We start from the raw sequence: 19,622 nt of genomic DNA on the forward strand, positions 1-19,622 counted from the left end.
TTCTTACAACCCGTTATTGGAGATAACATCTTTATACCAGTAGAAGCTTTTTTTTCGTTTTCTTTCAAGTGTCCCGTTACCGTCGTTGTCTTTGTCCACATATATAAATCCGTATCTTTTTTCCATTTCAGATGAGGAATAACTGACCAAGTCGATCGCTCCCCAACTGGTGTAACCCATGAGTTCAACCCCGTCCAGAATAGCTTCATGCATTTGTTCAAAATGAGCACGGAAGTAATCAATACGGTAATCATCCTGAATACTACCGTCTTCCTCCACCTTGTCGTACGCTCCCAAACCATTTTCTACAATGAACAATGGTACTTCATAGCGGCTGTACAGCTCATTCAGAGAAAGTCGCAAGCCGACCGGGTCAACCTGCCAGCCCCAATCACTCGTTTCCAGATAAGGATTTTTAACGCCGCCAATCGTATTGCCACTGACTTTTTCCATACCTACACTATCCGCACTGGCAACCAGCGACATATAGTAACTAAAGGAAATGAAATCCACCGGATGGGTTTTTAGAATTTCATCATCACCCTCAAGCTTTTCAATAACAATCTCCTTTTCACGGAAGAAGCGTTTCATATAAGGGGGATACGCTCCGCGAACCTGTACATCCGTGAAAAAATAGTTAAACTGATTATCTTTAAACGCTGCCAGAATATCCTGCGGATTACAGGTATGTGGATACGTTGTCAGTCGGGTTAACATACAGCCGATTTTAGAATCCGGAATGATTTCGTGGCAGTATTTTACGGCCAGAGCACTAGCTATAAATTGATGATGCAAACCCTGATAAACCGCTTGCACTACATTGTCAAAACGCTCCGGTAGAATACCACCGCTCGTAAATGGATGGCGGACGATACTATCTATTTCATTAAAAGTGATCCAGTGCTTTACTTTATTTTTGTATCTTTTAAATACTGTTTTACAAAAATGGATAAAGAAATCTACAACCTTCCGTTGGGTCCAGCCCCCGTAATGGTTTACAAGATACATCGGCATTTCGTAGTGAGATAGGGTAACAAGCGGCTCTATCCCATTTTTATGCATTTCATCAAACAGCCGATCATAAAATTGCAATCCAGCCTCGTTGGGCTTGTCCTCATCCCCGTTTGGAAAAATACGCGTCCATGCAATAGAAACTCGCAACGTTTTAAATCCCATTTCACCAAACAATGCTAAATCCTCGGGATAGCGGTGATAGAAATCAATTCCCTGGCGTTTGGGATAATCTTGATCTGACGTGTCCTGCATCGCCTTTTGGATATGTTCCTCGGTCATTGAATTGTGTTTTTTATAATCACTTTTGCTCACATTCTTTTTGTAAATAGCCATATCTGCTGTAGATATCCCTTTACCATCAACGTTCCAGGCTCCTTCTACCTGGTTCGCGGCTACAGCTCCTCCCCATAGAAAGCCTTCTGGAAATGTTCTTTTGATCTCTGTCACATCTAATTCCTCCTCTTTAATTTCTACTTATGACTCGTTTTAAGTGAATGATCAGATACATAAGTTCTTCATCCGGGATCAAAAGTTCGAATTTGGCTTCAATATATTGTTGAATCGATAACGCACACTTCTCTTCTTCCGGATACTTGTTCACAATTTGACTCATTAATTCCTTGTCTTGAGAATCCAACATTTTATGTTCAAGTAATCTCTGAACGAAAAATTGAAGGTGTGTTAAAAACCGCGAATAGTTAATGCTGTGGGTATCCAGTTCGATTCGGTAATGAATTTTAATGATGTTCAAAATGTCTTTGACCGTATTGGTCATCAATAAAACCTGGTTCATATTGTTATCGGTCTGTTGGGCATTGACTAGATGAAAGGCAATATTAGCCGCTTCCTCTTCAGGCAGCTTGAGACCGATTCGCTTTTCAATCAAGGTGAGCGCATACAGCCCAATGCCAAACTCTTCTGGATAGAACTTTTTGACCTCCCAAAGCATCCGATTCTGAATGGTCATGTGATCTTTAAACCGTTTGGTTGCCATATACAGATGGTCTGTCAGGGAAATATATAGATGTTCATTCAAGTGACTGGATAGAACGCTTTTGGCATAAGATATGATTTCATCTGCCATAATCAAATACTCCTTGGGAGTTTCCTTCATTAAGGCTGTCAAATCGGAAGACATACTTTCATTTTCAAGAACATATATCTTTTCGATCTCGTTCTCATCGACGAAGTCACCAGGCTTGCTTTTAAAGCCGATGCCTTTACCCATCACTATGATTTCCTTGTGATCCTCACGTTTGGCAAGAACAATACTCGTATTGAGAACTTTTATTACTTTCATATCCAACTACCTCTCGCTTTCCAGGCTTGATTTCCCCAATAAACACACTGTTAAAGTACAGTAATCAGAGGCTTCTCTGGCCCTGTCTTTCCCGAATCTTCATGACTCATGATTTCCAGATAATCCTGCGTGTTGGTCACAATGATCGGAGTGATCGTATCATACCCTTCCCTTTGTATGGCTTCAAGATCAAATTCAATAAGAAGCTGTCCATGCTTAATGACGTCACCTTCTTGTACAAGCACAGTAAAGTGTTGGCCCTTCAGCTTAACGGTATCCAAACCGATATGAATGAGCAACTCCACACCTTCAACCGATTTTAAGCCTATGGAATGCTTGGTGCGGAACACAGTTTCCACGGTGCCGTCAAAAGGTGCGACCACTTTTCCGCTACTTGGTTGAATAGCAATCCCTTTGCCCATCGCTTCCTGAGAGAACGCTTCATCCTTGACCTGCTGTAAGGGAATAATCGAGCCCTCCATAGGTGCGAAAATAACCGTTTTGGACTTGATGCTTTTACTTTGTGCTTTAGCAGGCTCGGGACGAGCTTCTGTTTTAGCCGGTTCGGTAACCGTATCTTGAAAGCCGATAACATAAACAGCAATAAACGTTACAATGATCGAAATGGCCATCGTTATGAGCGCATATATCAGGTTGGAGTGATCTTCACTGATAAACATCGGCAGTGATGCAAAACCAGGCCCCACAGCTGCATAAGCTTTTAAATTCATAAGACCGGCAAACAATCCGCCAACCCCGGCTCCAATCATACAGGCGAATAGTGTTTTTTTCAGGCGTAAATGCACGCCGTACAAGGCAGGCTCCGTAATTCCGAATACCCCTGAAATACCTGCGGACAAAGCAATTTGTTTGAACTTGGGATCTTTTGTTTTCAGCGAGACGGCAAATGCACCAGCGCCCTGTGCCATATTGGAAGCCAACATGGCAATCAGTACCAATGTTTCATATCCTGGTGAAGCTAGTGCAGCAAATATGATAGGATAAAATACTTTGTGCATGCCAAACATGACGATTAGCGGCATCACGATAGACATCAACACTACCGTAAGCCAGCCGATTCTTTCCTGAATCCAGAATACACCGTTTGACATCCCCATACCCAAATACGTCCCCAGCGGTCCTAAAGCAATAAGAGCGACAGGCGCGACAATCAGAATGACGATTAATGGTTTTAGAAATATTTTCACAGGTCCAGGAGAGATTTTATCGGCAAATTTCTCAATGTAGGACATAAACCATATGGTCAAAATAATGGGAATAACAGAGGTGGCATACTGTACAGAAGCAACGGGCAAGCCCGCAAATGTGACAGCTTTCTCACCACCTAACAAACTAATTAAGTTAGGATGAAGCAGCACGCCCCCAAGGAGTACGGATACGAATGGATTGGTCTTGAATTTCTGTGCGCTGGAGAAAGCCAGCAGCATAGGCAGAAAATAAAATGCCGCATCCGCGATCACACTTAAAACCATGTACGTTTGGCTTTCCTTGTTCATGATTCCGGTTACTGTACACAGCAAGAGCAATGCTTTTAGCATCCCGGAAGCGGCAATGGCCGGGATAATGGGCTGGAAAATACCTGCGATCATGCTCGCAAAGGTATTAAACAATCCCTTAAGACTTCGGTCTGCCTTCACTTTTTCGGCTTCATCCGAGGACGATTTATCCGGGTCCAGCAATTTGACCAGCTCATTGTAGACATAGCCTACATCATTCCCTATGATGACCTGATATTGTCCACCGCTATTCACGGCTCCCATAACACCGTCCAAGGCTTTAATTTCATCTGTTTGTGCCAGGTCCGGCTTACGGAGCGTCATTCGCAACCGAGTAGAGCAATGAATGATACTGTTGATATTATCGTTTCCACCCACTTTATTAAAAATAGCTTGTGCGATATCTCTGTAATTCATAAGTTACACCTTCCTTCTTAAAATAAGGAACAAAAAAAGACCTAAAAAGGGTAGGGAAAAAATATCCTACCCAATCTAGGTCTTGCCTGCCGAACAGTAACACGCCTTTAATTGGATATTGTACTATTTAGTTATTATTATAAGTATTGATTGATTGTTCATTGATTAACTGTTTACATAAAGCAACCCGGGCTTAAGCGCTTACAATTAAAATATAGCACCGATCATCTACAGATGCAACACTTTTCGACAAAGTTCTCTCTATGCAAAAAGATTAAGAGCTATAAAAAGACCCCCATCGCAGTACGTAACTGCGGCGAGGGCCTTTTTTAAAATCATACGACGATCACAGGACCGTCGTCTGTTATGAAGTTGGATTAAGCGTTGAGCACTTTTTCAAACTTGGTTTTGTTCATGCCGGAAATACGTTCTTCTCCGATCAGGGTCAACGGTACGGCGCGAATGCCCATATCCCAAACCTCTTGAGCGAAAGCATCATTGGTTTCAATGTTGCGTTCTTCGTATTCCACTCCTTTTTCACTCAAGTAGCTTTTTACTTGACGGCAATGCGGACAGTTTGTAGATGTGTATACAATTGCTTTTTCCATGAATGTCACCTCATAATTTATTTTTGTAAATTATATTTATTCATACTTAAACGAAATATTACAGGGCCAGTGCGCTGTGCTCCAGGCTTTCGATGTATTTCTCGCTGTCCATAGCAGCCATGCAGCCACTGCCTGCTGCTGTAATCGCTTGTCTATAGCGTGTGTCCTGCACGTCGCCACAAGCGAATACGCCAGGTACGTTTGTTTCGGAAGTACCAGGATTTACGACGATATAGCCGTTCGCATCAGTTGTGATTTGACCACCAAGAAAGCCAGTATTCGGATGATGACCAATCGCCACGAATACGCCGCTAACTGTAATGATTTCCTCTTTACCTGTTTCATTATTCAATACCTTCAAGCCGGTTACCCCGTTCTCATCAGCAATCACTTCTACAGGAGTACGATTCAGTGCCCACTCAATTTTGCTGTTTGCACGAGCGCGATCCTGCATAATTTTGGAGGCGCGCATTTCTTCACGACGATGCACCAGCGTTACTTTGGAGGCAAAACGTGTCAGGAAATTTGCTTCCTCCAACGCCGAGTCTCCACCACCGATGACAACAATTTCTTTGCCACGGAAAAAGAATCCGTCACATGTTGCGCAAGTGCTCACGCCGCGTCCAATGTTGTCCTGCTCGCCCGGAATACCCAGGTATTTCGCAGTCGCGCCTGTGGAAATGATCAGCGTATCTGTAACCAGTTCACCCATGCCCTCTACATCCAATGTAAAAGGACGAGCGGCTGTATCGACCTTGTTCACCCAGCCTGTGCGGAATTCAGCACCGAAACGCTCTGCTTGCTTACGCATATTATCCATCAGATCGGGTCCCATGATTCCTTCAGGAAAGCCAGGGAAGTTTTCAACTTCTGTTGTTGTAGTCAATTGTCCGCCCGGTTGTGGTCCTTCAATCACCAGTGGACTCATATTTGCGCGTGCCAGATAAATAGCAGCTGTTAAACCGGCAGGGCCGGTACCTATAATAATGGACTTGTACATATCTTTGTTCCTCCTAAAATATGATAAGAATGATATAGCGAGTTTTCGGTACCGGGAGATGGGCAAATGCATATACTCTAAAAGTAGTTCTGCCAGACGCTCATTCAAAAATGTGGACACCCGGATTTTACAAAAACGAATCACTTGTTTTGTAGCTTCTTATGACTTAGACTGATTCTAAATCCTAATTTCATTATGCGGAAATAGCTGTAAACAGTCAAATGAAGTTTTCATGAAGCGAAGCTTAAGATAAACCAGGTATGGAGGGATTATCCCGATTATGAATGACGTTTTTGTAGGTAGCCTTATTTCTGCCCTGTCCACTGGACTCGGCGCCGTGCCCATATTGTTTATGCGCAATATCACGCATCGGCTTCGCGATGTTTTGTTGGCTTATGCCGCAGGGATTATGACCTCTGCATCCGTGTATAATCTGATTCCCGAAGCTATCCAGCATTCCAATTGGTTCGTGCTGACTGCGGGAATTTTACTCGGCTGTCTTGTGCTGCTGGTGATGGAAATGTACATTCCACATGCCGATCTGGAGGACCCGGATTCCAAAACCTTTCATCTGGAGTCCAAATCTTTTCTCATTATCGCGGCTATTACACTACATAATTTGCCCGAGGGACTTTCCGTTGGAGTCAGCTATGCGAGCGAAACTCAAAATCTTGGCAATCTCATTGCCTTTTCCATCGGCCTGCAAAACGCCCCGGAAGGCTTTATCGTCGCGCTATTCCTCGTGAATCAAAACATCGGCCGTTTCAAAGCATTGGGCATCGCTACCCTCACTGGAGCCGTGGAAATCATTACGAGTCTGATTGGTTTTTATTTGAGTAGCTGGGTTAACGGACTGGTACCTTACGGCCTTGCTTTTGCCGCCGGAGCCATGATGTTTATCGTCTACAAGGAACTGATTCCCGAAAGTCACGGGGACGGCAACCAGCGGATCGCCACATTCTCTTTTATTCTCGGCTTAATTACGATGATTGGGCTAACCGAATGGCTATAGCTGTGTATCACAAAAAGGCTGCCCATGCTGGAGTTCCGTATGTTTAAGTATGATATTTTTACGGTATCCACGTTGGTCGGAGCTACCGTCAATATGACGATGCCTTTATCATTGCTACGGAATTGCGCTGGCGGGACTGCTGTTCTCCCTGTTCTTGCGGCGGTCTATACCTCGTCGGAGGTAAACCTGCAACATGATAGGCTGGCACGCAAAAAAGGAGCATTCATCCCCTGTCCTTTAAGGGATGTGAATGCTCCTTCTTATTTATCATCTTAAGATCATGATCTTATTTATTTTTATGACCGCAGCAAGCGCAAGCCGTTCAAAATCACAAGCAACGTGCTGCCCTCATGCCCGATGACGCCAAATGGCAGAGCTATATCCTGCACAAAGTTGCTAATGACGAGCAGTAAAATGACGCTTACGGCGAAGATCATATTTTGCTTGACCACCCGCTGTGCCTTTCGTGCCAGTGCTACCGTCGGGGCAATCTCTTCGATGCCATCGTTCATCAGCACCACATCCGCGACCTCCAGTGCGGCTCCACTGCCGTGCATACCCATGCCCAGCCCGACCGTTGCAGCAGCCAGCGCCGGAGCATCATTCACACCGTCACCGACCATGACGACATGCCCGTACTGCTCCCGCAGCATGCGAATATGGCTGACTTTGTCCTCTGGCATCAGACCAGCATATACTGCATCAACTCCGGCCTGCGCCGCGATCACGGCGGCGGTTTCTGGGCGATCTCCGGTCAGCATGACGACCCGGATGCCTTGCGCTTGCAGGCGTCTCACCGCCTCCTGCGCCTGTGGCCGCAGCTCGTCGCGCAATGCCAGCATCCCGGCAATCCGGTCATCCGCGAGGATAATGGATACGGTTTTGCCCTCAGCTTCCAGTCGGGAACGTGTTTCCACCCATTCCGGCTCTGCCAGCGGACTAGCGTGATCCAGCGCATCCGTGCGCCCGATTTTCCATCTCATCCCGTCTACCACGCCCTCCATTCCCCATCCGGTCAGGGACTGTACTTGCTCCACTGCGGGAAGCTCTCGCTGCCCCAATTCGGCGTCCGCTTTGGCTACAATCGCTCGTGCCAACGGATGCATGGAGTAGCTTTCTATTGCCGCAACAATGCGTAACAGCTCATCGGCATCGTAGCCTGTGGCGGTAATCCAGTCAGTTACAACAGGCGACCCGATGGTCAGCGTACCTGTTTTGTCAAAGGCGACGACAGATGTCAGCGCCATATTTTCCACATGCGCACCACCTTTGAACAGGATGCCCCGACGGGCACGGTTGGAAATAGCCGACAGCATTACTGGCATAATGGACGACACGAGTGCGCATGGTGAGGCCACAACGAGAAATACCATTGCTTTGTAAAACGCCGCTGCCCACGTCCAGCCCAATACCATTGGCGCACCTGCAATAACGATCAGCGTGACAGCAACAACAATTCGGGCGTAAATCGACTCGAACCTTTTGATAAAACGTTGGGAATCGGGGACCTCTGTCTGTGCTTCCTCCACCATACGGATGATTTTTGAAAATAGAGTGCCTTCGGAGGATTGGCTTACCTCCACATACAGGACGCCTTCGCCGTTAATGGTGCCAGCATATACCTCGTCACCCGCCGCTTTGTTCACCGGAATGGACTCCCCGGTAATAGATGCCTGATTCACCGCCGAAACGCCCTTGGAAATCCGGCCATCCGCCGGAATCAGTTCGCCCGGCTTCACCAGCAGCAAATCACCCGGCAGCAGTTGCTCAATGCCGACCATCTCCGTCCCCTCGCGGGACAGACGCAGAGCCGTTTCCGGCTTCAACGCCATCAGCTCGGAAATATCCTTGCCGCTGCGCTCGGTGGTATAGCTCTCCAGCGCACCGCTGAGTGCAAAAATGAAGATCAGCATTGCTCCTTCATTCCAGTAGCCAATAGCCGCTGCCCCTAATGACGCTGCGATCATGAGCAGATTGACATCCAGATCACGTTCACGGATCAGCGTCTCAATGCCTTCTCTGGCTTTAGACCAGCCACCCAGGGCGTAGGAAACCACATACAGCATGACCGCCAGCCATTGCGACCAATGCGAGACGCCCCATGCCATCAGCATAAGCGTTCCACTGCCCAGGGCAGCCTGCATCTCCTTGTTTTTCAGCATGCTTTTGAGCTGGAATTGCGGCTTGCGATTCGGGCCTGGCCTTCCGCTGCCACTGTTTTTTGAAAGTATCTGATTTGAGGTAGACAATGTCTTTTGAAGTTGTTGAACTGCTTGCATCATGTCACGTTCCTTTCCGTTTTTTGTTCGTTGTACTGAATCTCATTGAGAATGATATCCATTGTTAAGTGCCTTAAAATAGCACATGCTGCTTCGGGAAGCCCGAAGCAGCATGTTTAGTAATGAGAATGATAATCATTTTTGCGTATATACAATTATTTTGGTTTAGAGAAACTTTTGTTTTATTATAACCCTTTTCTTTTCCGATTGTAAACAGGAATTTACCCCAGTGCCTTGATGCCGAAGCTGAGCTTCGGAGACGTTCGCCAAGCGACCTTCATAGATCCAACGATAGATGGCTTTCCAGCACTTGATGGACCTGCCTTCCTGCCTGAATCGTCCCACAACCTGCTCAGGCGACCCGGTCGCATGCAGCTTCTCTTCGATTTGTGCAGCCTGTTCTTGGGTCCATTCCCCCTTCGGTACCGAAGCTTTGCGACGATGCTCGTAAGCTTGCCGTGGACAAGAAAACCAGCTAATAGTTGTCAAACTACAGTGTGGAAAATATTTTAAAAACTGACATACTGTTTTTTGAGCACAACAAATAATCCTTCATTGGCGTGAAGGATTATGGATAATTGCGGGAATTAAATGTGGTAGGGTTGGTCTTTATTAAGGATGGCGTAAACGTGATGGAGAAGCTTGTTGGCGCAAACAATCACAACCACCTTGTAGGGCTTGCTCTCTTTTCTTTTCATATCATAATAATCCTTTAATCTGCTATTTCTTCCACCATGTAGTCCGCATTGAACGGCTAAATATAGAGCTCTTCGAAGTCTTTTTGATCCTCGCTTCGTTATCCGATTTCTAGAGGCCGTATACTTACCCGAACTGTAGACACTTGGATCAAGACCTGCGTAGGCAACAAGTTGTTTAGCACTCCTAAATTGACGGGCATCTCCGATCTCCGCTATGATCGCCGAAGCAAGTTTGTCGCCTATTCCCGGAATGGTCTTTAAAAGTTTCACTTCCGGTAATGTCGCGGAAAGTTCCTCCATGGTTTCTTCCAGCCTACTTAATTGCTTCTGGAACTCAAGTAGGAGGGTTACCATCCCCACAAGGGCCATGCTTTGCGTTATGCTCCTTTTATTATTGGCCTATTCAAGTAATGCTTGTCTCAACTAATTTACCTTCTCTCCTACCCCATCTTTCGAATGAGATTTCCCGGTTTGTTCCTGAATGATAGATTCTACCTTTTCAAACTCGTCGTTCAGACAACTCTGCAGCACTCTAAGTGCAGTAGCTGAGAAGAGATTACTGAACACCTTCTCAAACGCGGGAAATACCTGATCCAGTAAAGCTCTCGAGTTTAGCTTTGCCTGAACATACATCGAGGTTATAAACTCATGTTGTCTCGTCACATGCTGTAGCTCAGTATATAGCTCATCCCATGTACGATGTGGCGTAACATCGCCCCGATAGTACATATCGGCCAAGTGCCATGCATCTGCCGCGTCGGTTTTTACTTTTCGCAGTTGCGTGTTTCTCGCACGTTTAGATTGAAGTGGATACAGCTTCGATATGTCCTAGTTATGACCGTGCAGTGTGGGTTGATCCGTTCTCGCAACACTCGGATTAAAGATTTTTACGACCGCAAAAGAGCCGAAGGAAAGCCTCACAAAGTTGCTCTAGTGGCATGTGTAAATAAGCTGGTTCATTGGCTGTATGCCATTTTAAAAAGTAAGAAATCATTCCGTCTGACATAACAAAAATTTAATGGTATAACTTTCCAATGCAACTCGAATTGGAAGGTTGTTTGGCATGCTTATTTTTCACTATACATAAGGTTTCTAAATTGTTTTGCTGGAAATGTTGACAAGCTATTAGCTGGTATAGTTGAACAAACTAAGACCTTTTTGTATGCAGGGGAATCCGTTCATTTTGAGTGATTCGGGTTAATCGGTTCCGGGAGCAAAAGAAGGCCCGACCAACTTAGATCAAGTTAATTCGGAACCTTCGGATTATCTTTCACTCCATTTATGATTTTGCCGGATCAAGTTGAAGCTCCAGCGCTCCTGACTACCGTCCGGACGGAGCGAGCCGCTGAAGCTTCTCCGCCGTATTCTCCTGAGGAAGTGGTATATACAATAAAATTTTCAGCTCGGGAAACTCGGCCGGCATTAGTGTCGTCGGTCGCAGGGACAGTTTTCCTGCAACAGGATGATTCAGCTCTTTATGGCCGGTATGTGCGATCCGGATATCGTGCAGCGGCCACCATTCCCCAAATTCCGGACTGGCTTCGCTTAATTCGTGGCTGAATTCCCTGAACCACGGATCATCCGCAAACTGATCACTGCTCGCCCGAAACAAAGCCAGACATTTCCGTGCTTCCCTCTCCCAATGCACGAGAAGCTGGCGCTGTGAAGGATGAGTGAACAGGTACCAGACCAAATTGCGATCCCGTCCGGTAAGCTTCCCATAATCGGCAAACACCTCGCTTGCAGCTTCGTTCCAGGCCACATAGTTCCATCTGCGGTCCACGGCGTATGCAGGGCACCACCCCCAGGAATCCAATATGCCTTGTAGTACGGGATCATACGTCGGTCCCTGGTTTGGAAGCTCGCGGGCGGCCGGATCTATTGCAAGATCGAACATATGTCTGCGCTCCACCCAGTCCAGCTGCAGCGCCCGGGCTACGCTGTCCAGCACCTGCGGCGAAACGTTAATATCGCGCCCTTGTTCCAGCCAGGTGTACCAAGAAACACCGACGCCAGCAACCTGCGCGAGCTCCTCTCTTCTTAACCCAGTAGTTCTTCGTCTTCCTCCTGTGGGAAAGCCATATTCCTGCGGGTCAAGCCGCTCTCTTCGCGTCCTTAAAAAATCCCCTAGCTCAGCTCGACGACTGTTCTTGCTCAGGTTTAATCAACTCCTTTACCGCAAAGTAATCCCCGGTTAATTTGGGAAATGCCGTTCCATTCTAACTGGTGTTATTACACCTATGATAAATAAGCTCCTCGTTATCCCTTTGACACGCGTGCCATAATCATAACATAGCACACGCCATACTGTGCAGAAACAAAAGAACTCAAGGAGAGATGTAAGATGCAATATCGGAAATTAGGAAAAAACGGACCCGTCATTTCGGTGATCGGCTTCGGCGCTTGGGCCATCGGCGGAGGAAATTGGAATTACACCTGGGGTAATCAGGAAGATCGGCTATCGCATAACAGCATCCGCACGGCGCTGGATGCAGGGATTAATTTCTTCGATACGGCTGCAGTTTACGGCTTGGGCCACTCCGAAGAAGTGATCGGCAAAGCGCTGAAAGGCGACCGCGATAAAGCGGTCATCGCCACCAAATTCGGCCTCGTTTGGGATGAACAGGGCGATGTCTCGCGCAACGGCACCTATGCGTCGATCCTTCGCGAGGTCGAGGCTTCCCTGCGCCGTCTCGGCACCGACTATATTGACCTGTATCAAATGCACTGGCCGGATACGGACGCCAAAGCGTCGGTAGAGGAAACGATACGCGCCCTTGAAAAACTGCTGCAGGACGGTAAAATCCGCTATGTCGGAGTCAGCAATTTTCCAGTTGCGCTGCTGGAAGAGGCCTTGAAGATCCGGCACGTAGATTCCTTACAGCCGCCCTACTCCATTCTGGCCGCGGATGCGGAGAAGGAACTTCTCCCCTACAGCCAGAAACAAGGCATCGGCGTGATTGCCTATAGCCCGCTAGCCTCGGGTCTACTCTCCGGAAACTACAACGCGGACACCCGATTTGACAAACAGGATTGGCGCTCCAAGTCCCCATCCCATTCCGGAGAAGGCTTCAAGCAAAATATCGCGGTAGTCGGGCAGCTCAAAGAAGTGGCGGCGGACCTCGGCATTACAGTCGCCCAACTGGCCCTCGCTTACGTCCTGGCTCATCCGGCTTTAACGAGCGCGCTCGTCGGCGTCCGCAAGCCTGAACATATCCTGAAGTCGCTGCCGGCCGTGGATGTTAAACTCGACGATGCCGTGCTGGCTAAGATTCGGACCATTGCAGCGGGCGCCGCAAGAATCAAGATGCCGATAAACGAGTAAACCGGCAAATACAACGCAGATAGGTATCTGCGTTGTATTTGCTGTTCATAAAAATTATTACAGAAACAGGAAACGACGAAACTTCGGTAGCAGCATCAACCTGTGACATCGCGATACATACCACACATATGTGCTATTAAATAAAAAATCGAGGAGGTTTTTGTGTTATTGTTTCCCGTTAGCTGAATGTCATTATAGTATTTCTGGAATTAGAATACCAGTATTTGTAACGCTTTCATATGCCTTCAATAGAATTACTTTATATAGGCATAATATTTTTTCTTCTATTCTTTCTGATATTATAAGTGACAGATTGTAAAAACGAATCCTTAAATTACAGACTTTATTTCTTCCCATCACCAAGAAAAAAGGATATCCGCGCAACAGCGCAGATATCCTTTCTATACAGCTTAAGCATCTTTTATGAAATGAAATTCGCGTTACATTCGGGCTACAAGGGAAAATGCTGTGCTTGGTTATGCGAGGTGTTGGAACCATATTCCCCCTCTAGGTCTTGCAGCAATGCGTAACGTGCAGCCGCAAGGCGCGCGGCGATAGCCCCCGTTTCCGGGCAAATGATGCCAGTCAGCCTGCTTGCCCATATTCCGGCTCCATCCAATAGCGTATGGACTTCGTCAAACGCAGCCCATACGGGAAGTTTGGGCTTCACGCCCCGGATGGCCTGCGTCATGCGTTCTATCGTATCGCTCGTCCCCTCATGACCGCCGACAGACAGATCGGACAGATCCGCGTCCGCATCATATGAAGGAAACCGCGTAGCTTCCAAAATCACCGCATCGGCAAAACGTGCCATATCTGCGGCCTGAGCCGCCTGCTTGATCTGTTCCGCTTTCACTTCCGGCAGGAGATTGGCGCTGCTAGATTCATGAAACTGTTTGACCTGCCCGTTCCATGTTTGGCTGACGTTGAGCTTGGAGGACGCATCCACCGTCAAAAGCACGCCTACCTGATATGGAATGCATCGCAGACGGCCGCATAAGGTCTGCTCCGCAACGCCGTCGATCCAGTCACGGGTTGCCCGGAATTGGTTCACGTCAGCCGGATTGCGCACCACAATCTCTAGCTGCGGTTCTCCCCCCTGCTGTACATTTCGCAACGCTGCACGCAGTAGCGCCTCCAACTGCATATCTTGCAGGCTTCCGATGCCCACCACGTTGTTCTGTTCGATCAGGGCGATCGTGAGCGGCAATCCGTTCAGAGACTCGAACAAGCCTTCATACTCTGTTTCCAGCAGCCCGATAATTCGCCGGGATAGATGCTCACACAATCCGGGCAAGCCAGATGCCTGATTAAAGGCTTTGTACGTGTCTGATGGACGGGAGCCTGGAATAAGGAGGGGGGCTTGCTCCCCGTCAGAACCATGAATCGTATGCCCGGACTCCGCCGCGTCCAGATAGGCACGGCATAATTCAGCCACACGGCTGGACGACTGCGACAAGGGGCCGTGCAGAAGACTATAGCCATCAAGCTTGCCCATACTTACTCCTATCGCTGACTCCTTGCTTGTATAATTCACATGGGCAGGATCATCCGCATAGATACGTATGAATGTACGCCTGTATTCATCACTCCATTCCAGCAGTCTGGTCATCGCTTCCCTGTCATCGTTGCCCTTATTCAGCAGCGTTTCCCCAATTAGCTCGGAGTTCGCAGCCAGCAACGCCTCCTCTTGACTGATTATGCCCTGTTGGGCTAATCCGACCAGCCAGCCCAGCGGGTCTTCCTCCTGAGAGGCAGATACTTCACTGCACCCTGCGAGCACCGACTCGATAGCCAGTCTTTGTGCAGCAGCGGCCTCACTCCCCGACTCGGGGTCTTCGCAATCCCGGCTGTTTTTTTCACTCAACAGTTCTGCGAATACATGCATCAGTTTAGCCTCCATGCTACAAATCCATCCTTTCTCCCGTCAGCAAGTTGGCACACACGAATTTGAGTATTCCCACCATAAAAGAGAACGCTTACTTATTAGACGTCAAGCAGAATTCAAATGAGCCTTACCTGTAAGGTCCCTACCTTAACGTATTAGGCGCACCCCACATTTATACATATCTGTAGAACGATCGGAAAACATAGATTCAACCGCAGCATTGAGCGCAAAAAAGCCCCCGGATCTCACAGGATGAATACATCCGATGATAAGCCGAGGGCACTGATTTTTTTATTCGAAAGAACGTACTTTCAGTACACGCATAACATTTAGTACGGCAAGCAGTGTTACGCCCACATCGGAAAATACAGCCTCCCACATAGTAGCAATACCGAAGGCACCCAACGTGAGAAACACGACTTTGACACTGAGCGCAAATATAATATTCTGCCATACGATACGGCGTGTACGCTTGGCGATATGAATCGCTGTAACCAGTCTCGAAGGCTCGTCGTTCATAATCACGATATCCGCTGCCTCAATCGCGGCATCTGAACCCAAACCGCCCATCGCTACACCTACATCTGCCAGCGCCAGCACAGGGGTATCATTAATCCCGTCGCCCACGAACAAAATCTTGTCGCCCGCTTTTTTACTTGCAGACAGTTGTTCAATCGCTTCGGCTTTATGCTGGGGCAACAGCTCTGCACGTACTTCGTCCAGACCCAACTGTCGTCCTACGGCCTCTCCAACCGTCCGGTTGTCACCTGTCAGCATGATCGTTTTCACTATACCCAGCTTTTTCAGTGAAGCAATCGTTCGTGCCGAGTCCTCTTTGACCTCATCCGAAATCAGGATGCATCCGGCATACGTTCCGTCTACAGCCACATGAACGACCGTTCCTTCATCAAGTGTTCCTGCGCGTTGTGCGTCGTTAAAAATGACTTGCTCCCGCGCCATCAGCTTCGCATTCCCGGCCAATACCAGACGACCATCTATGTGTGCCTGAATCCCATGACCAGAAATCTCACTATATTGCTGAACCCGCTCGGCTTGAAGCTTCTCACCATAGGATTCACGCAGGGAAGTGGCAATAGGATGTGTGGAGTGCAGCTCAGCCAAAGCGGCCGTTTCCAGCAAGCTTTCCTTCGTAAATTCCCCGGCAGGATAAATTCCTGTTACACGGAAAACCCCTTTAGTGAGTGTACCTGTTTTATCAAAAACAGCATATTTTACATGGTTCAGTGCTTCAAGATAGTTCCCGCCTTTAATCAGCACACCTGAACGAGAGGCTGCCCCGATTCCGCCAAAGAAGCCCAACGGAATGGATACGACCAGTGCACATGGACAAGAAATGACGAGGAAAACAAGTGCACGATATACCCAATCTGCAAACAGTGCCCCCGGTACGACGAGCGGTGGAACGACTGCCAGCAGCAGCGCAACGATAACCACAACAGGAGTATAGTATCTGGAAAACTTGGTGATAAACTTTTCAGTCGGCGCTTTTTTGGCGCTCGCATTTTGCACCAGCTCCAAAATTTTGGAGACCGCCGATTCGCTGAATTCCTTGCTAACCTCTACAGTTAAAAGTCCGTTTGTATTTATAAATCCGCTCATCACACTGCTTCCCGGCTCCACGGTACGAGGCACGGATTCACCCGTCAACGCCGAGGTATCCACATGCGATTTTCCGTCTACAACTTTACCATCCAGCGGAATCTTCTCGCCCGGCTTGATTACAATCAGATCACCTACGCGCACATCCTCGGGTGACACACGACTTACTGAATCAGTTGTCTTCAGGTTGGCATAGTCCGGTCGAATATCCATAAGGTCGCTGATGGATTTGCGCGAACGATTGACCGCAACCCCCTGGAATAGCTCACCGATTTGATAAAAGAACATGACAGCTACGCCTTCCGGATATTGCCCAATTGCAAATGCGCCAACCGTTGCCACCGTCATCAGGAAATACTCGTCAAAAGCCATTCCCCGCACCAGACTGCGAACAGCCTGCAAGACTACATCTCCCCCGACAATGATATATGCCAGTAAAAACAGTGCCAGCTTGCCTAGGCCCTCTACAGGCAACCACCAGGCAACTGCCGCAACGACTGCACCGATAGCCAAGCGTGCAATCATCCGGCGCATACCGGCCGTACCATGATCGTGGGTATGCCCTGCGTGGCTGTCATCCCCGTGCGAATGTGAATGAGTATGTGTAGCATCACCATGATCATGCGCATGTTCGCCATGGTGGTGCCCTTCATGGCTATGAGTATGACCCGTGTGGCTGTGAGCTCCATATTGTTGGCCGTTCTCGTGTGTAAGTCCTTCACCATGCTGATGACTATGGGTGCGCTCTCCTGAACTGCCTGCCTGTGCTGCACCCGCCACACTGCGATGGTTCTCACTCGAGCGTCCACGTGCGCTTTTTGCGATCATACGGACGTGAGGCTCCAGTCTGTGAACCTTCTGTTCCGTTTGACGAAGAATCTCCTCTTTTTGATCCGGGCTTGCTGTCATCGTCAATGTTTTCGTCACAAAATTGACCGAGCAATCAAGTACACCTTCTATTTTACTGACTCCATTTTCAATCTTCAGAGCACAGTTGGCGCAATCCAAGCCTTCCAAAATCCATTCGTGCCGTTCCGTTCTTTTCAGAGCATCCATAATCATTGGCCTCCAATTAGCTATACATGAGCAACTGTTCATGTATTATTTATTAAGGCCATTATATTCAGGATCAGGGTCAAAAGTCAATGACACTAGCCTCTTTTCGCCAAAAAAACTCCGCTTCCCCAGACAAACACCAAAAGAGCGCCATTCGCTGGCGCCCTGCTTTTTCTATCCAACAATCATTGATGTGAAATGTGCTGGTGGGTTTGCAAAAATATCTGCTCCACATGATTATCATCCAGCGAATAAAACACCGTCTTGCCTTCCTTGCGCCGCTTGACGATCCGCAGATTGCGTAAATAACGAAGCTGGTGAGATACGGCAGACTGCCCCATATTCAATACCTGGGTCAGATCATGTACACACAGCTCCTTCTGAGCCAAAGCGTAGATTAGCTTGATCCGTGTCGGGTCACCCAAGGCTTTGTACAGCTCCGACATTTTGTATGCGATGGAATCCTCAACAAGGGAAGATTTTATGCGCTCGATTTCCTGATCTGAACCGTGACAAGCCGGCTCGCAATCCAAAGCTTCCGTTTCAGAATTCATCCTTTTCACCCCGTGTATTTCGACTTGATGCTCCTATTATAGCAAATTCGTAGAATTTACGAATAGCTTATATTGCAGCTTGCCCTGTAACAGAAAACTTCCAAGTCTCAATGCCTGCCTAACGCTATAGCTTTACACTACATAAAGCTTAATTCAACGTCTTTAATACTTCATCACTGTAAGGGATAATTTCTTCTATCTGTTGATCACGTAACTTCACCGCAAACGCCGGATCAACCAGCAAAGCCCGTCCAACCGCAACCAGATCAGCTTCCTCTCGTTCTACTTGCCCCACGAGTTGTTCTAATCTTGCCTCTACACTACTGGATTGATCGGTCTGACGATTATTATTTTTTTCCAAATCACTCAAAAAGGCCTTCTCCAAACCAATCGAGCCCACAGTAATAACTGGCTTGCCTGTTATCTTTTTGGTCCAAGCTGCCAGGTTTAGATCAGACCCTTCAAATTCCAGTTCCCAAAAACGGCGGCTTGAGCAATGGAATACATCCACCCCGGCCTTCACTAATGGAGTGAGAAACTGTTCCAGTTCCTGTGGTGTTTGGGCCAGTTTTTCTTCATAATGGTACATCTTCCACTGGGAGAATCGCAGTACAATTGGGAAATTCGGCCCCACTGCACGACGACAAGCCTCAATGACCTCCACTGCAAACCGAGTACGCTGGGCCAAATTGCCTCCGTATTGATCGGTACGCTTGTTGGTTTTGTCCCAGAAAAACTGATCAATTAAATAGCCGTGTGCTCCATGCAGCTCAATGCCGTCAAAACCCACTCGCTGGGCATCGGCAGCGGCCTGAGCATAAGCTGAGATAATATCCGCAATCTCCGCCTCCGTCAATGGCTCAACCACCTTTTCACCAGCGGGAGAAATACCGGACGGACCGACAGGCAATGCCTCGGGATTCGGTTGGTTATCCGCACCTATTTTACGGGCCATACCCACATGCCAGAGCTGCGGTATAATCTTGCCACCCGCCGTATGGACCTCCTCGACGACCTTCGCCCACCCCTTCAATCCCTCGCCATAAAAATTAGGAATGCCCGTATGCTCTACGGCTGCGGGATGATTAATAGCAGTGCCCTCCGTAATAATCAACCCGACTTCATTTTCCGCACGGCGACGATAATACGCGGCAACCTCAGGGCCTGGGATACCTTGAGGAGAAAAATTCCGTGTCATTGGAGCCATAACAATCCGATTGGGAAGAGATAAATTACCTACCTTAAAAGGTTTAAACAGTAATTCTGTGTTCATTACTTGTTCCTCCGCTCTCCACTAGTATTATCGTTTTCACTCTACTGCTATACAATTCCAT

14 protein-coding genes and 3 pseudogenes are annotated in these 19,622 nt (G+C 47.8%); 3 read left to right on the forward strand and 14 right to left on the reverse strand.

Annotated elements, in window-relative coordinates:
- Positions 1–3 precede the first annotated feature (3 nt).
- From AC0WRU_RS20860 to trxB, 5 genes are all read right to left on the reverse strand, one after another.
- Positions 4–1,461 carry a glycoside hydrolase family 1 protein gene (locus tag AC0WRU_RS20860; protein ID WP_476126169.1) on the reverse strand — a complete coding sequence of 486 codons (1,458 nt, stop codon included), beginning with the start codon at positions 1,459–1,461 and terminating at the stop codon, positions 4–6.
- A gap of 16 nt (positions 1,462–1,477) precedes the next feature.
- Positions 1,478–2,314, reverse strand: a complete 837-nt coding sequence (gene licT, locus AC0WRU_RS20865; protein WP_476126170.1) for a BglG family transcription antiterminator LicT — start codon at positions 2,312–2,314, stop codon at positions 1,478–1,480.
- 50 nt (positions 2,315–2,364) lie between these two features.
- Positions 2,365–4,248, reverse strand: a complete 1,884-nt coding sequence (locus AC0WRU_RS20870; protein ID WP_476126171.1) for a beta-glucoside-specific PTS transporter subunit IIABC — start codon at positions 4,246–4,248, stop codon at positions 2,365–2,367.
- A 377-nt stretch (positions 4,249–4,625) separates the two neighbouring features.
- Positions 4,626–4,856: a glutaredoxin family protein gene (locus AC0WRU_RS20875; protein ID WP_025684088.1), complete on the reverse strand. Its 231-nt coding sequence runs from the start codon at positions 4,854–4,856 to the stop codon at positions 4,626–4,628.
- Between the two features lie 58 nt (positions 4,857–4,914).
- Positions 4,915–5,856: a thioredoxin-disulfide reductase gene (gene trxB, locus AC0WRU_RS20880; protein WP_025684089.1), complete on the reverse strand. Its 942-nt coding sequence runs from the start codon at positions 5,854–5,856 to the stop codon at positions 4,915–4,917.
- Between the two features lie 280 nt (positions 5,857–6,136).
- Here trxB and AC0WRU_RS20885 point away from each other — a divergent pair, with 280 nt between their 5' ends.
- Positions 6,137–6,868: a ZIP family metal transporter gene (locus AC0WRU_RS20885; RefSeq protein ID WP_476126172.1), complete on the forward strand. Its 732-nt coding sequence runs from the start codon at positions 6,137–6,139 to the stop codon at positions 6,866–6,868.
- Between the two features lie 296 nt (positions 6,869–7,164).
- Here the strand turns inward: AC0WRU_RS20885 and AC0WRU_RS20890 are convergent, their stop codons facing one another.
- The 3 genes and pseudogenes from AC0WRU_RS20890 to AC0WRU_RS20900 form a co-directional block, all read right to left on the reverse strand.
- Complete coding sequence (locus AC0WRU_RS20890) at positions 7,165–9,147, reverse strand: heavy metal translocating P-type ATPase (protein WP_476128692.1); 1,983 nt, start codon at positions 9,145–9,147, stop codon at positions 7,165–7,167.
- A 221-nt stretch (positions 9,148–9,368) separates the two neighbouring features.
- On the reverse strand, positions 9,369–9,518 hold the full coding sequence (locus AC0WRU_RS20895; protein ID WP_476126173.1) for a hypothetical protein: 150 nt from the start codon (positions 9,516–9,518) through the stop codon (positions 9,369–9,371).
- A gap of 216 nt (positions 9,519–9,734) precedes the next feature.
- Positions 9,735–10,655: pseudogene (locus AC0WRU_RS20900) on the reverse strand (IS110 family RNA-guided transposase); the annotation flags it as partial.
- 3 nt (positions 10,656–10,658) lie between these two features.
- Between AC0WRU_RS20900 and AC0WRU_RS20905 the strand changes: the two are divergent.
- Positions 10,659–10,853: pseudogene (locus tag AC0WRU_RS20905) on the forward strand (IS110 family transposase); the annotation flags it as partial.
- Between the two features lie 313 nt (positions 10,854–11,166).
- On the opposite strand, the gene AC0WRU_RS20910 reads toward AC0WRU_RS20905, so the two are convergent.
- Both AC0WRU_RS20910 and AC0WRU_RS20915 read right to left on the reverse strand, forming a co-directional pair.
- Entirely contained in the window at positions 11,167–11,742 is a 576-nt protein-coding gene (locus AC0WRU_RS20910; RefSeq protein ID WP_476126174.1) for an MmyB family transcriptional regulator, read from the reverse strand.
- Positions 11,743–11,754: 12 nt separating this feature from the next.
- Positions 11,755–12,003, reverse strand: a pseudogene (locus tag AC0WRU_RS20915) (helix-turn-helix domain-containing protein); the annotation flags it as partial.
- A gap of 186 nt (positions 12,004–12,189) precedes the next feature.
- On the opposite strand from AC0WRU_RS20915, the gene AC0WRU_RS20920 reads away from it, so the two are divergent.
- Entirely contained in the window at positions 12,190–13,170 is a 981-nt protein-coding gene (locus AC0WRU_RS20920; RefSeq protein WP_476126175.1) for an aldo/keto reductase, read from the forward strand.
- A gap of 451 nt (positions 13,171–13,621) precedes the next feature.
- On the opposite strand, the gene AC0WRU_RS20925 is transcribed toward AC0WRU_RS20920, so the two are convergent.
- From AC0WRU_RS20925 to AC0WRU_RS20940, 4 genes are all read right to left on the reverse strand, one after another.
- On the reverse strand, positions 13,622–15,073 hold the full coding sequence (locus AC0WRU_RS20925; protein ID WP_476126176.1) for an aldolase/citrate lyase/malate synthase family protein: 1,452 nt from the start codon (positions 15,071–15,073) through the stop codon (positions 13,622–13,624).
- 276 nt (positions 15,074–15,349) lie between these two features.
- Positions 15,350–17,734, reverse strand: coding sequence for a heavy metal translocating P-type ATPase (locus AC0WRU_RS20930; RefSeq protein ID WP_476126177.1), 2,385 nt, complete (start codon positions 17,732–17,734; stop codon positions 15,350–15,352).
- Between the two features lie 185 nt (positions 17,735–17,919).
- Complete coding sequence (locus tag AC0WRU_RS20935; protein WP_025684098.1) at positions 17,920–18,288, reverse strand: ArsR/SmtB family transcription factor; 369 nt, start codon at positions 18,286–18,288, stop codon at positions 17,920–17,922.
- A 148-nt stretch (positions 18,289–18,436) separates the two neighbouring features.
- Positions 18,437–19,561: an NADH:flavin oxidoreductase gene (locus AC0WRU_RS20940; protein WP_476126178.1), complete on the reverse strand. Its 1,125-nt coding sequence runs from the start codon at positions 19,559–19,561 to the stop codon at positions 18,437–18,439.
- Between the last annotated feature and the right edge of the window lie 61 nt (positions 19,562–19,622).

The sequence above is a fragment of the Paenibacillus sp. 1-8 genome (genome assembly GCF_056316205.1).

Coding starts and splice junctions, on each gene's coding strand:
- licT (WP_476126170.1), bottom strand. CDS start 2,314: ATGAAAGTAATAAAAGTTCTCAATACGAGTATTGTTCTTGCCAAACGT.
- AC0WRU_RS20870 (WP_476126171.1), bottom strand. CDS start 4,248: ATGAATTACAGAGATATCGCACAAGCTATTTTTAATAAAGTGGGTGGA.
- AC0WRU_RS20875 (WP_025684088.1), bottom strand. CDS start 4,856: ATGGAAAAAGCAATTGTATACACATCTACAAACTGTCCGCATTGCCGT.
- trxB (WP_025684089.1), bottom strand. CDS start 5,856: ATGTACAAGTCCATTATTATAGGTACCGGCCCTGCCGGTTTAACAGCT.
- AC0WRU_RS20885 (WP_476126172.1), top strand. CDS start 6,137: ATGAATGACGTTTTTGTAGGTAGCCTTATTTCTGCCCTGTCCACTGGA.
- AC0WRU_RS20890 (WP_476128692.1), bottom strand. CDS start 9,147: ATGCAAGCAGTTCAACAACTTCAAAAGACATTGTCTACCTCAAATCAG.
- AC0WRU_RS20895 (WP_476126173.1), bottom strand. CDS start 9,518: ATGCGACCGGGTCGCCTGAGCAGGTTGTGGGACGATTCAGGCAGGAAG.
- AC0WRU_RS20910 (WP_476126174.1), bottom strand. CDS start 11,742: ATGTTCGATCTTGCAATAGATCCGGCCGCCCGCGAGCTTCCAAACCAG.
- AC0WRU_RS20920 (WP_476126175.1), top strand. CDS start 12,190: ATGCAATATCGGAAATTAGGAAAAAACGGACCCGTCATTTCGGTGATC.
- AC0WRU_RS20925 (WP_476126176.1), bottom strand. CDS start 15,073: ATGGAGGCTAAACTGATGCATGTATTCGCAGAACTGTTGAGTGAAAAA.
- AC0WRU_RS20930 (WP_476126177.1), bottom strand. CDS start 17,734: ATGGATGCTCTGAAAAGAACGGAACGGCACGAATGGATTTTGGAAGGC.
- AC0WRU_RS20935 (WP_025684098.1), bottom strand. CDS start 18,288: ATGAATTCTGAAACGGAAGCTTTGGATTGCGAGCCGGCTTGTCACGGT.
- AC0WRU_RS20940 (WP_476126178.1), bottom strand. CDS start 19,561: ATGAACACAGAATTACTGTTTAAACCTTTTAAGGTAGGTAATTTATCT.